The 11,998-nt window shown below is 55.6% G+C and carries 13 protein-coding genes; all 13 read right to left on the bottom strand.

The window, feature by feature from the left end; all coding sequences use genetic code 11:
* Positions 1 to 54 precede the first annotated feature (54 nt).
* Positions 55 to 474, bottom strand: coding sequence for a F0F1 ATP synthase subunit epsilon (locus ACP7BE_RS15220; protein WP_029611653.1), 420 nt, complete (start codon positions 472 to 474; stop codon positions 55 to 57).
* 56 nt (positions 475 to 530) lie between these two features.
* Entirely contained in the window at positions 531 to 1,910 is a 1,380-nt protein-coding gene (gene atpD / locus ACP7BE_RS15215) for a F0F1 ATP synthase subunit beta (RefSeq protein WP_016782877.1), read from the bottom strand.
* Positions 1,911 to 1,937: 27 nt separating this feature from the next.
* Positions 1,938 to 2,798, bottom strand: a complete 861-nt coding sequence (gene atpG, locus ACP7BE_RS15210) for a F0F1 ATP synthase subunit gamma (RefSeq protein WP_003438003.1) — start codon at positions 2,796 to 2,798, stop codon at positions 1,938 to 1,940.
* Positions 2,799 to 2,848: 50 nt separating this feature from the next.
* Positions 2,849 to 4,393: a F0F1 ATP synthase subunit alpha gene (atpA, locus tag ACP7BE_RS15205; protein ID WP_086799496.1), complete on the bottom strand. Its 1,545-nt coding sequence runs from the start codon at positions 4,391 to 4,393 to the stop codon at positions 2,849 to 2,851.
* A 21-nt stretch (positions 4,394 to 4,414) separates the two neighbouring features.
* A complete protein-coding gene (locus ACP7BE_RS15200) occupies positions 4,415 to 4,951 on the bottom strand; it encodes a F0F1 ATP synthase subunit delta (protein ID WP_426106378.1) in 537 nt (178 codons plus the stop codon).
* Positions 4,952 to 4,963: 12 nt separating this feature from the next.
* Positions 4,964 to 5,434: a F0F1 ATP synthase subunit B gene (locus ACP7BE_RS15195; protein ID WP_094999573.1), complete on the bottom strand. Its 471-nt coding sequence runs from the start codon at positions 5,432 to 5,434 to the stop codon at positions 4,964 to 4,966.
* A 57-nt stretch (positions 5,435 to 5,491) separates the two neighbouring features.
* Positions 5,492 to 5,749: a F0F1 ATP synthase subunit C gene (atpE, locus tag ACP7BE_RS15190; RefSeq protein ID WP_002555987.1), complete on the bottom strand. Its 258-nt coding sequence runs from the start codon at positions 5,747 to 5,749 to the stop codon at positions 5,492 to 5,494.
* 122 nt (positions 5,750 to 5,871) lie between these two features.
* Positions 5,872 to 6,741 (bottom strand): F0F1 ATP synthase subunit A, encoded by an 870-nt coding sequence (atpB, locus tag ACP7BE_RS15185; RefSeq protein WP_086799500.1) that lies wholly within the window; start codon positions 6,739 to 6,741, stop codon positions 5,872 to 5,874.
* A 16-nt stretch (positions 6,742 to 6,757) separates the two neighbouring features.
* On the bottom strand, positions 6,758 to 7,165 hold the full coding sequence (locus ACP7BE_RS15180) for a F0F1 ATP synthase subunit I (protein ID WP_003437994.1): 408 nt from the start codon (positions 7,163 to 7,165) through the stop codon (positions 6,758 to 6,760).
* Positions 7,166 to 7,313: 148 nt separating this feature from the next.
* Entirely contained in the window at positions 7,314 to 8,186 is an 873-nt protein-coding gene (locus tag ACP7BE_RS15175) for a ParB/RepB/Spo0J family partition protein (RefSeq protein WP_094999574.1), read from the bottom strand.
* 9 nt (positions 8,187 to 8,195) lie between these two features.
* The gene (locus ACP7BE_RS15170; RefSeq protein ID WP_094999575.1) at positions 8,196 to 8,987 is read right to left on the bottom strand and encodes a ParA family protein; all 792 of its coding nucleotides are present in this window, start codon (positions 8,985 to 8,987) and stop codon (positions 8,196 to 8,198) included.
* An 18-nt stretch (positions 8,988 to 9,005) separates the two neighbouring features.
* Positions 9,006 to 9,650 (bottom strand): 16S rRNA (guanine(527)-N(7))-methyltransferase RsmG, encoded by a 645-nt coding sequence (rsmG, locus tag ACP7BE_RS15165; protein WP_094999576.1) that lies wholly within the window; start codon positions 9,648 to 9,650, stop codon positions 9,006 to 9,008.
* Positions 9,647 to 11,539: a tRNA uridine-5-carboxymethylaminomethyl(34) synthesis enzyme MnmG gene (mnmG, locus tag ACP7BE_RS15160; RefSeq protein WP_426106374.1), complete on the bottom strand. Its 1,893-nt coding sequence runs from the start codon at positions 11,537 to 11,539 to the stop codon at positions 9,647 to 9,649. The genes rsmG and mnmG overlap by 4 nt, the downstream gene beginning before the upstream one ends.
* Positions 11,540 to 11,998: the final 459 nt, after the last annotated feature.

Below are 11,998 nucleotides of genomic sequence, written 5' to 3'. Positions count from 1 at the left end.
AAAAGGGTAGCCGAGGCTACCCTTTTTAATCAATCACACAATAAGACAGGAGGCTTAGCCGCCAAACTTCTTGCGGATTTGCTGGACGGTGCGCAGCTGAGCTGCGGCTTCGGCCAGACGTGCAGCAGCAGATCCGTAATCGAAATCTGCGCCTTTTTCGTTCAGTGCCTTCTCGGCAGCCTTTACGGCTTCCTGAGCGGAGGCTTCATCCAGGTCGGCAGCACGTTGCACGGTGTCGGCAAGAACCTTGACCATGTTCGGCTGAACCTCGAGGTAACCACCGGAGATGTAAAACACCTCCGATTCCCCGCCCAGCTTGATCAGGCGGATCGGACCCGGCTTGAGTTCAGTGATCAGCGGAGCGTGACCCAGAGCGATACCAAGATCACCCAGGCTGCCGTGCGCAATCACCATCTCGACCTGACCGGAAAAGATTTCTCCTTCCGCACTGACGATATCGCAATGGACTGTCATCATATTAGCCATCTGATTGCCTCAACCTGATTAGCGCCCGTTGCCGGGCGCTGGAATTACAGTTTCTTGGCTTTCTCGATCGCTTCTTCGATGCCGCCGACCATGTAGAACGCTTGTTCTGGCAGGTGGTCGTAGTCACCGTTGAGGATGCCTTTGAAGCCAGCAATGGTGTCTTTCAGGGAAACGTATTTACCCGAAGCGCCAGTGAAGACTTCAGCCACGAAGAACGGCTGAGACAAGAAACGCTGGATCTTACGAGCGCGGGATACCAACTGCTTGTCGGTTTCCGACAGCTCGTCCATACCCAGGATCGCAATGATGTCCTTCAGTTCTTTGTAACGCTGCAACACGTACTGAACGCCGCGAGCGGTGTCGTAGTGTTCCTGGCCGATTACGTTCGGATCCAGCTGGCGCGAAGTCGAATCCAGTGGATCTACTGCTGGGTAGATACCCAGGGAAGCGATGTCACGGGACAGAACGACGGTAGCGTCCAAGTGGGCAAACGTGGTCGCAGGCGACGGGTCAGTCAAGTCATCCGCAGGTACGTATACCGCTTGGATCGAAGTGATCGAACCGTTTTTGGTCGAAGTGATGCGCTCTTGCAGAGTACCCATCTCTTCAGCCAGAGTCGGCTGGTAACCTACTGCCGAAGGCATACGGCCCAGCAGTGCGGATACTTCAGTACCGGCCAAGGTGTAACGGTAGATGTTGTCAACGAACAACAGTACGTCGTTACCTTCGTCACGGAACTTCTCGGCCATGGTCAGGCCGGTCAGTGCTACGCGCAGACGGTTACCCGGCGGCTCGTTCATCTGACCGTAAACCAGTGCCACTTTGTCCAGTACGCTGGAATCCTTCATCTCGTGGTAGAAGTCGTTACCCTCACGGGTACGCTCGCCCACACCAGCAAACACAGAGTAACCGCTGTGTTCCATGGCGATGTTACGGATCAGTTCCATCATGTTTACGGTTTTGCCTACACCGGCACCACCGAACAGACCAACCTTACCGCCTTTTGCAAACGGGCAGATCAGGTCGATAACCTTGATACCGGTTTCCAGCAGGTCGTTGCCGCCAGCTTGCTCAGCGAAGGACGGTGCTGGGCGGTGAATGCCCCAACGCTCTTCGGTGTCAATCGGGCCAGCTTCGTCGATCGGGTTGCCCAGAACGTCCATGATCCGGCCCAGGGTAGCTTTACCTACTGGAACGGAGATGGCTGCGCCAGAGTCGGTGACTTCCAGACCGCGCTTCAAGCCCTCGGTGGAACCCATCGCAATGGTACGAACCACGCCGTCGCCCAGCTGTTGCTGAACTTCCAGAGTGGTTCCGGCCGCGCTTTGTACTTTCAGCGCGTTGTAGATGCTCGGTACGTTTTCGCGTGGAAATTCCACGTCGATCACGGCGCCGATGATTTGAACGATACGTCCGCTACTCATAGCTGGATCCTCTGAATATTTGAACCGTTAAACCGCGGCAGCGCCGCCGACGATTTCCGAGATCTCTTGGGTGATCGCAGCCTGACGCGCCTTGTTGTAGATCAGCTGCAAATCGCTGATCAAGTCACCGGCGTTATCAGTGGCGTTCTTCATTGCGATCATCCGCGCAGCTTGTTCAGCTGCACTGTTCTCGACCACCGCCTGGTACACCTGCGACTCCACGTAACGCACCATCAAGCCGTCTAGCAGCTCTTTGGCATCCGGTTCGTAGAGATAGTCCCAGTGGTGCTTGAGTTCTTGATCCGGGGTCGCCACCAGTGGAATCAATTGCTCCACAGTAGGCTGTTGCGTCATGGTGTTGATGAACTTGTTGGATACCACGGACAGGCGGTCAATACGGCCTTCCAGGTAAGCATCCAGCATCACCTTAACGCTGCCGATCAAATCATTGATCGACGGTTCTTCACCCAGATGGCTGATAGCAGCGACGACGTTACCGCCGAAGTTACGGAAAAATGCCGCACCTTTGCTGCCGACCACGCACAGATCAATCTCGACGCCGTTTTCACGGTTTACCGCCATGTCCTTGACCAAAGCCTTGAACAGGTTGGTATTCAAACCACCGCACAAACCACGGTCACTGCTCACAACCACATAACCCACACGCTTAACTTCGCGGTCGATCATGAACGGGTGGCGGTATTCCGGGTTGGCGTTGGCCAAATGCCCAATAACCTGGCGGATACGCTCCGCATAAGGACGGCTAGCAGCCATGCGCATTTGTGCCTTGCGCATTTTGCTGACCGCCACTTTTTCCATGGCGCTGGTAATCTTTTGCGTGCTTTTGATGCTCGCAATCTTACTGCGAATCTCTTTTGCGCCTGCCATGTAACACCTATCAGGTTAGCAAGCGGGAGCCTTGCGGCTCCCGCTGCGGCTTACCAGGTTTGGGTGGCCTTGAACTTCTCGATACCGGCTTTGATGCCAGCGTCGATTTCGTCATTGAAGTCACCTTTAACGTTGATCTTCGCCATTAGCTCGGCGTGATCGCGGTTGAAGTAAGCAATCAGCGCTTGTTCAAAGCTACCGACCTTGGTGATTTCGACGTCAGTCAGGAACCCACGCTCAGCGGCATACAGCGACAGCGCCATGTCAGCGATCGACATTGGTGCGTATTGCTTCTGCTTCATCAGCTCGGTAACGCGCTGACCATGCTCAAGTTGCTTACGGGTCGCTTCGTCCAGGTCAGAAGCGAACTGGGCAAATGCTGCCAGTTCACGGTACTGAGCCAGAGCGGTACGGATACCACCGGACAGCTTCTTGATGATCTTGGTCTGAGCGGCACCACCCACACGGGATACCGAAACACCGGCGTTCACTGCAGGACGGATCCCGGAGTTGAACATGGCCGATTCCAGGAAGATCTGACCGTCGGTGATGGAAATCACGTTGGTCGGAACGAACGCGGAAACGTCGCCAGCCTGGGTTTCGATGATCGGCAGTGCGGTCAGGGAACCGGTTTTGCCGGTCACTGCGCCGTTGGTGAACTTCTCTACGTATTCTTCGGATACGCGGGATGCGCGCTCCAGAAGACGGGAGTGGAGATAGAACACGTCGCCTGGGTAAGCTTCACGGCCTGGTGGACGGCGCAGCAGCAGGGAAATCTGGCGGTAAGCCACTGCTTGCTTGGACAGATCGTCATAAACGATCAGCGCGTCTTCACCGCGGTCGCGGAAGTATTCGCCCATGGTGCAACCGGAGTACGGTGCCAGGAACTGCAGCGCTGCGGATTCGGAAGCACTGGCAGCAACGACGATGGTGTTAGCCAGCGCGCCGTTTTCTTCCAGCTTGCGAACCACGTTGGCGATGGTCGATTGCTTCTGACCGATCGCTACGTATACACAGAAAATGCCGCTGTTCTTCTGGTTGATGATCGCGTCGATCGCCAGAGCGGTTTTACCGATCTGACGGTCACCGATGATCAGCTCACGCTGGCCACGGCCGACAGGGATCATGGCATCGACAGCCTTGTAGCCAGTCTGTACAGGCTGGTCTACCGACTTACGCCAGATCACGCCTGGAGCAACTTTCTCGACTGCATCAGTCTCGGTGTTGCCCAGTGGACCTTTGCCATCAACAGGGTTACCCAGTGCGTCGACAACGCGACCCAGCAGTTCCTTACCAACCGGAACTTCCAGGATGCGGCCAGTGCACTTGGCGCTCATGCCTTCGGCCAGAGTCGTGTATGCGCCCAGTACTACGGCACCTACAGAGTCTTGCTCGAGGTTGAGAGCCATACCGAAGACGCTGCCCGGAAACTCGATCATCTCGCCGTACATTACGTCGGCCAGACCGTGAATCCGCACAATACCGTCAGATACGCTGACGACAGTGCCTTCGTTACGGGCTTGGGAGGTCACATCGAGTTTTTCGATGCGGCCCTTGATAATTTCACTTATTTCGGAAGGATTGAGTTGCTGCATTGCTCTGCTGCCCCTTCAAACTCAAGATTTCAATGCTTCGGCAAGGCTTGCGAGTTTCCCGCGAACCGAGCCATCGATAACCAGGTCGCCGGCGCGGATGATGACACCACCTATAAGGCTGGCATCCTCCGCAACTTGCAGGCGCACTTCCCGGTCGAGTCGTGCACTGAGAACCTTGGCGAGTTTGTCTTGCTGTTCTTGGTTCAATGCAAAAGCACTGGTGACTTCAACGTCTACCGACTTCTCTTGTTCGGCCTTGTACAGGTCAAACAGAGCGGCGATCTCCGGCAACAGCGGGAGACGGTCGTTTTCGGCAACGACGTTGATGAAGTTCTGTGCTTCTACAGTGAACTTGTCGCCGCACACGTCAATAAACGTGACGGCCTTTTCTGCGCTCGTCAGTCGCGGGGCCTTGAGCACGCGCTGCATAGTGTCGTCTTGCGACACTGCTGCAGCCAGGCCGAGCATGGCTGACCAAGAGGCCAGTTGCTGGTGGGCCTGGGCGTGCTCGAAGGCTGCCTTAGCGTAAGGTCGGGCCAACGTGGTCAATTCTGCCATGATCGCCCTCGCTTAAATTTCAGCAGCCAGTTTAGTAACCAGCTCCGCGTGCGCGTTTTGATCGATTGTGGCACCCAGGATCTTCTCTGCGCCTTCAACAGCCAGGGTACCCAGTTGGGCACGCAGGGCGTCTTTGACGCTGTTCAGTTCCTGTTCGATCTCGGCCTGAGCCTGAGCCTTCACACGGTCAGCTTCAACGCGAGCCTGTTCACGGGCTTCGTCTACGATCTGAGTACCGCGTTTCTTGGCTTGCTCAATGATTTCAGCTGCTTGAGCCTTAGCTTCGCGCAGTTGTTGACCCGCTTTATCTTGGGCCAACTCCAGGTCGCGAGCTGCTCGGTTAGCAGCGTCCAGTCCAGCCGCAATCTTCTTCTGACGTTCTTGCAATGCCGCGATGACCGGAGGCCACACGAACTTCATGCAAAACAGTACAAAAATGAAGAACGCAACGGACTGGCCAATCAGGGTTGCATTAATGTTCACGCCAACACCTCGCTCGTTCGTTGTCCATCACTCTAATCAACTCGAAAATTCGAGTGATTAGCCAGCGAGTTGACCAACGAAAGGATTAGCGAAGGTGAAGAACAGTGCGATACCAACACCGATCATGGTTACGGCGTCGAGCAGACCGGCAACGATGAACATTTTAACTTGCAGCATTGGAACCATTTCTGGTTGACGCGCTGCGCCTTCCAGGAACTTGCCACCCAACAGGCCGAAACCAATTGCGGTACCCAGTGCGCCCAGGCCGATCAACAGTGCAACAGCGATAGCGGTTAGACCAACTACAGTTTCCATCTTTCCTCCCGACTTTTACGTCGTATGGTTTAGGTTTTTAGATTAAAGCGGTAAAACAAAATCATTTTGCGACGCCCTCTCACCCGAAGGTGAGAGGAGCACCAGATTCGCCGAAGCGGATCTTAGTGATTATCTTCGTGTGCCATCGACAGGTAGACGATGGTCAACATCATGAAGATGAACGCTTGCAAGGTGATGATCAGGATGTGGAATACAGCCCACGCCCATTGCAGCACCACGCCCAGACCGCTAAGCCAAAGCAGGCCGCTGCCGAACATCACGGCGATCAGGATAAACACCAGCTCGCCAGCGTACATGTTGCCGAACAGACGCAGAGCCAACGAAATAGGCTTGGCAATCAACGTCACGAATTCGAGCAGGAAGTTCACCGGAATCAGCAGCGCCTGAACAAAAATGTTCTTGCTGCCGAATGGGTGCAGGGTCAGTTCACCGATAAAGCCACCGATGCCCTTGATCTTGATGCTGTAGAAGATGATCAGTGCAAACACCGACAGGGCCATGCCCATGGTCGCGTTTGGATCAGTCGTCGGTACGGCACGGAACGGGAAGTGTTCATCGCCAGTGATCAAGATGGCCAACTGAGGAATCCAGTCAACCGGGATCAAGTCGATGGCGTTCATCAGGAACACCCACACGAAAATGGTCAGCGCCAGCGGTGCGATTACTGCACTGCGACCGTGGAAACTGTCTTTTACGCTGCCATCAACGAATTCCACCAGTACTTCAACGAAGTTCTGCAGTGCGCCTGGCTGACCGGAAGTTGCCTTCTTGGCCGCCATGCGGAATACGAGGATGAAAATCAGACCAACAAACAGCGACCAGCCGAGGGTATCGACGTGGAACGCCCAAAAGCCCATTGCTTTAGCTTCTGCAACGGTGTGGGCAAAGCCCCAGCCGCCATCAGGTAGCTGCCCAAAGGTCAGGTTCTGTAAGTGGTGCTGGATATAGCCCGAAGCGGTTGTTTCTGCCATGGTTGCCTCAAACGCCCTAAGGTCTCGAAAGTGTTGTTCTCATTAGCAGGGGAGCGAACCAACTGACCAGTTGGGTCAGCACGAAGACACCGAATACTGCTAACGGCGCCAATGGCTTCACACCTGCAAACGTCAGCGCGAACAGCACTGCCGTCAAAATTAACTTGCCTGCCTCACCGGCGTAAAACGACCGGACGATGGCTTGCGCTGCTCGGGCGCCGGAAAACCGAAAAGCCCTGTGAGCAAAATACACATTGGGTAGCAAAGCTATCAGGCCTCCGCAGAGTCCTGAATATCCGGCGACGACTCCATGCCATTGCCAGAGCCCCAGAGCAGCCAGCAATAAAACGACAAATTGAGCCAGCAAAACCGGAAAAACCGCCAAGCGATGGAACGGCAAGCGGTTTGGCGTGCGGGTTTCCATCACAACTGCTCCTCAAAGGTCGGCTACCAAAAACAGAAAACTTGGCATAATTTGTGCCGACAAAATGCGCGCAGAGTATAGGGGCGACGAAGCCCCTATTCAACTGTCAGGTAGTGATTTCCGACTGCGCGCTACATGAGGAATTGTTTCAGCGGATGTGAGCAAGCACTCCTTGCAGCTCATCCAGGGAATTGTAACCAATCACTAACTGGCCTTTTCCCTTCTTTCCGTGGCGGATCTGCACCGCAGAGCCCAGCCGCTCAGCCAGACGCTGTTCGAGTCTGGCAATGTCCGGATCGGTTTTAACCGGTTCCGCGGGTTCCTGTTTGCCACTCAACCACTGGCGAACCAGGGCTTCAGTCTGACGTACCGTCAGGCCTCGTGCGACAACGTGTCGCGCCCCTTCAACCTGCTGAGCATCAGGCAAACCGAGCAATGCCCGCGCATGACCCATTTCCAGGTCACCGTGGGACAGCATGGTCTTGATCACTTCCGGTAACGAAATCAATCGCAACAAGTTAGCCACAGACACCCGGGACTTACCCACAGCGTCGGCGACTTGCTGTTGAGTCAGCTGGAACTCTTGCTGCAAACGCTGCAAGGCGACAGCTTCCTCGATCGGATTGAGGTCTTCACGCTGAATGTTCTCGATCAACGCCATCGCAATGGCGGTTTCGTCCGGCACGTCTTTGACCATCGCCGGGATCGTGTCCTTGCCAGCCTGTTGGCTGGCGCGCCAGCGACGTTCACCGGCGATGATCTCGAAGCGGTTACCTTCGATCGGGCGCACCACGATCGGTTGCATCACGCCCTGGGTGCGGATCGAGCTGGCCAGTTCTTCAAGCGCCTGCGGATCCATGTCGCGACGAGGCTGGTACTTGCCGCGCTGGATCAGGTCCAGGGGCAGGTGCTGCAGTTCGCTTTGATCAACCTTGACCGCTTGCTCTTCCAGCGAGCTGACCGTAGGACCACTCAGGAGTGCATCCAGTCCGCGTCCGAGACCTCGTTTCTTGACGGCCATGGAAATTCCTTAAGTTGGCTGAGGCGTGCGGGTAGAACGACGTTGACGACGAACCAGCTCGCCCGCCAGGGCAAGGTAAGCAATCGCGCCACGGGAATTTTTGTCATACGCCAGCGCTGGCATGCCATAGCTTGGCGCTTCGGCCAGGCGGATGTTGCGCGGAATCACGGTGTCGTAGAGCTGCTCGCCGAAGTGTTCCTTGAGCTGGGCCGACACGTCGTTCATCAGGCTCAGGCGCGGGTCGTACATGGTGCGCAGCAGGCCTTCGATCTTCAGGTTCGGATTGAGCAGCTCGGCGATGCGCTTGATGTTATCCACAAGGTCGCTCAGGCCTTCGAGTGCAAAGTACTCGCACTGCATGGGGATAATCACCCCATCGGCCGCCACCAGGGCATTCAAGGTCAGCATCGACAACGATGGCGGGCAATCGATCAGGATGTAATCGTAGCTTTCGCGAACCGGGGCCAGCGCTGTACGCAGACGACTTTCCTTCATCTGCATTTCGAGCAGCACGACTTCAGCTGCGGTCAAATCGCGGTTGGCGGGAAGCAACTGGTAACCACCGTGCTCGGAGATGTGCATGGCCTGGGCCAGGTCGCATTCACCGATCAACAGGTCGTAGACCGAATTCTCAAGACCGTGTTTATCCACACCGCTACCCATGGTGGCGTTGCCCTGTGGATCAAGGTCAATGAGCAGCACGCGGCGCTTGGTCGCGACCAGCGATGCTGCGAGGTTGATACAGGTGGTGGTTTTACCCACACCACCTTTTTGGTTCGCTATTGCGAATACCTTAGCCATTCTTGCTTGCGTTCCCAATCATGCCGTGCGGCGCAGTATCAGCAGATGGCGTTGGCCTTGGCAACCCGGAACGGTCAAGGCGTGTTCGCCATCGAGACGAAAATCAGACGGCAATGCTACCAGCTCATCGGCCGGATGAACGCCCTTCATTGCCAACCAGCGGGTTTCGCTGTTGCCAAGGTGGCGCGTCCAGTTGCTGAAGTTCTCCATGCTGCTGAAAGCCCTGGAAACAATTCCGTTGAAAGGCTGCTCAGGCTGGAATTCTTCGACGCGACTGTGGATAACTTGCAGGTTATCCAGCTTCAGCTCGAGTTTTACCTGGGTCAGGAAACGGGTTTTCTTGCCGTTGCTGTCCAGGCAGGTCACTTGCGACTCGGGAAACAGGATCGCCAGGGGAATACCCGGCATGCCGCCGCCACTGCCCACATCCAGCCAACGGCCATTTTCGATGAAGGGCATCACGCTCAGACTGTCGAGCAAATGACGCGACACCATCTCGTCCGGGTTACGCACAGCCGTGAGGTTGTAAGCCTTGTTCCATTTGATCAACAGGGCCAGATAACCCAGCAATTGCTGATGCTGATGCTCGGTCAGTGCGACGCCCAGCTGGCGTGCACCTGTGGATAACTCTTCGGCGTGTTGTGCGGTTACCAGCGAACTCAAGCGTTTTGCTCCAACGTGCGGCCAGCGCCGCGCTTTTTCAGGTGAATCATCAACAGGGAAATTGCCGCAGGGGTCACACCCGGGATACGCGAAGCCTGGCCCAGGGTCTCGGGACGTGTTGCGCCCAGCTTGCTCTGAATCTCTTTCGACAGACCGGAGATGGTCGTGTAATCGATATCCACAGGCAGCTTGGTATTTTCACTGGCACGCAGACGGGCAATTTCGTCTTGTTGACGATCGATATAACCGGCGTACTTGGTTTTGATCTCAACCTGCTCGGCAACCAGCGGGTCTTCTGCCCCCTGCCCGGTCACTTCAACCAGGCCGGCGTAATCAATTTCGGGGCGGGTCAGCAGGTTGAGCAAATTGTATTCATGGGTCAGCGGTGTGCCGAACTTGGCAGCAATGGCATCACCCTGCTCGGTACCCGGACGAACCCAGGTACTTTTGAGGCGTTGTTCTTCCTGCGCGATGCTTTCGCGCTTGGTGCAGAAAGCCGCCCAACGAGCGTCGTCGACCAGGCCCAGTTCGCGGCCTTTTTCAGTCAAGCGCATGTCGGCGTTGTCTTCGCGCAGGATCAGGCGGTATTCGGCGCGGGAAGTGAACATCCGGTACGGTTCTTGAGTACCCAGGGTAATCAGGTCGTCGACCAATACGCCGATGTACGCCTCATCCCGGCGCGGGCACCAGCTTTCCTTGCCCTGAGCGAGCAATGCCGCGTTGGCGCCAGCCAGCAAACCCTGGGCGCCGGCTTCTTCGTAACCGGTGGTGCCGTTGATTTGCCCGGCAAAGAACAAGCCGCCAATCACCTTGGTTTCGAGGCTGTACTTCAGGTCGCGTGGATCGAAGTAATCGTACTCGATGGCATAGCCCGGGCGCACGATATGGGCGTTTTCCATACCGCGAATCGATTGCACGATCTGGATTTGCACGTCGAACGGCAAGGAGGTGGAAATCCCGTTCGGGTACAGCTCGTGCGTGGTCAAACCTTCCGGCTCGATAAAGACCTGATGGCTTTCCTTGTCGGCAAAGCGATGGATCTTGTCTTCAATCGACGGGCAGTAACGCGGGCCAATACCTTCGATCACGCCTGAATACATCGGCGAACGATCAAGGTTGGAGGCAATGATTTCGTGAGTGCGGGCGTTGGTATGGGTAATCCAGCAGCTGACCTGGGCCGGGTGCTGTTCCTTGTTGCCCATGAACGACATGACAGGAATCGGTGTATCACCCGGTTGCTCGGTCATCACCGAGAAATCCACAGAACGGCCATCGATACGCGGTGGCGTCCCGGTTTTCAGGCGACCGACTCGCAGGGGCAGTTCACGCAGACGGTGTGCCAGGGCAATCGAAGGTGGATCACCGGCCCGACCGGCCGAGTAATTCTGCATGCCGATGTGGATAAGTCCACCGAGGAAAGTGCCTGTGGTCAGAACCACGGCATCAGCCATAAAACGCAGGCCCATCTGGGTCACTACGCCACGGACTTGATCCTGTTCAACGATCAGGTCATCAGCGGCCTGTTGAAATATCCACAGGTTGGGCTGGTTTTCCAGGATTTCGCGTACGGCGGCCTTGTACAGGATGCGGTCGGCCTGTGCACGGGTCGCCCGTACTGCCGGGCCTTTGCGTCCGTTGAGTACGCGGAACTGAATACCGCCTTTATCGGTGGCTATCGCCATCGCGCCGCCAAGGGCATCGATTTCTTTAACCAGATGGCTTTTACCAATCCCGCCAATTGCAGGATTGCAGCTCATTTGCCCGAGGGTTTCCACGTTGTGGGTCAACAGCAGGGTTTTCACACCCATACGTGCTGAAGCAAGTGCAGCCTCGGTTCCGGCGTGACCGCCGCCGATGACGATCACTGCAAAACGGGAAGGGAAATTCACCACGCACCTCGTGCCTGTTACTAGGGGTTTTTTGGATAGACCGCGAAGTATAGGGACTTCGCCCTTCTTAAAGAACCCTTTGCACAAAATTTAACCAGCTGTGGATAAGGGCAAGATAGATAAATAAATAGAGAAGAAATTTATAAAGCTTTGTTTTTATGTTTATTTCTACTGAGGCACCTTTCTGTGGATAGATTGCTACAGGCTATATTTTACGTACTGTACAGAGGATCAAAAGTCTGTGGTTATGCACTAATGAGGGGTTGGGATAAGTGCTTTAAGCCTGTGGGTAAAACAGGTGCTTATCCACAGGGGTGGTTATCTTCAGTTTTCAGACCTACTTACCCACTGACCTGAGGGCCAGTTATGCACAGGGCTTATTCCCGTGTTTGGGTGCTTTCGAGCCAATAAACAGGCAGCCGAAAAACGCTTGAAGGTGCAATCCGGCAAGCGGTCGGA

Source organism: Pseudomonas sp. TWR1-1-3 (assembly GCF_049896805.1).
GTDB lineage: Bacteria > Pseudomonadota > Gammaproteobacteria > Pseudomonadales > Pseudomonadaceae > Aquipseudomonas > Aquipseudomonas bubulae.
Note: the sequence above shows the minus strand (reverse complement) of the source record. Positions and strands in the feature narration are given on the sequence as shown.

What these genes read in the sequence shown, in the direction of transcription:
- atpE (WP_002555987.1), bottom strand. Translation starts at nt 5,749, where the DNA reads ATGGAAACTGTAGTTGGTCTAACCGCTATCGCTGTTGCACTGTTGATC.
- ACP7BE_RS15175 (WP_094999574.1), bottom strand. Translation starts at nt 8,186, where the DNA reads ATGGCCGTCAAGAAACGAGGTCTCGGACGCGGACTGGATGCACTCCTG.
- ACP7BE_RS15180 (WP_003437994.1), bottom strand. Translation starts at nt 7,165, where the DNA reads ATGGAAACCCGCACGCCAAACCGCTTGCCGTTCCATCGCTTGGCGGTT.
- ACP7BE_RS15200 (WP_426106378.1), bottom strand. Translation starts at nt 4,951, where the DNA reads ATGGCAGAATTGACCACGTTGGCCCGACCTTACGCTAAGGCAGCCTTC.
- ACP7BE_RS15170 (WP_094999575.1), bottom strand. Translation starts at nt 8,987, where the DNA reads ATGGCTAAGGTATTCGCAATAGCGAACCAAAAAGGTGGTGTGGGTAAA.
- atpG (WP_003438003.1), bottom strand. Translation starts at nt 2,798, where the DNA reads ATGGCAGGCGCAAAAGAGATTCGCAGTAAGATTGCGAGCATCAAAAGC.
- atpD (WP_016782877.1), bottom strand. Translation starts at nt 1,910, where the DNA reads ATGAGTAGCGGACGTATCGTTCAAATCATCGGCGCCGTGATCGACGTG.
- ACP7BE_RS15220 (WP_029611653.1), bottom strand. Translation starts at nt 474, where the DNA reads ATGACAGTCCATTGCGATATCGTCAGTGCGGAAGGAGAAATCTTTTCC.
- atpB (WP_086799500.1), bottom strand. Translation starts at nt 6,741, where the DNA reads ATGGCAGAAACAACCGCTTCGGGCTATATCCAGCACCACTTACAGAAC.
- atpA (WP_086799496.1), bottom strand. Translation starts at nt 4,393, where the DNA reads ATGCAGCAACTCAATCCTTCCGAAATAAGTGAAATTATCAAGGGCCGC.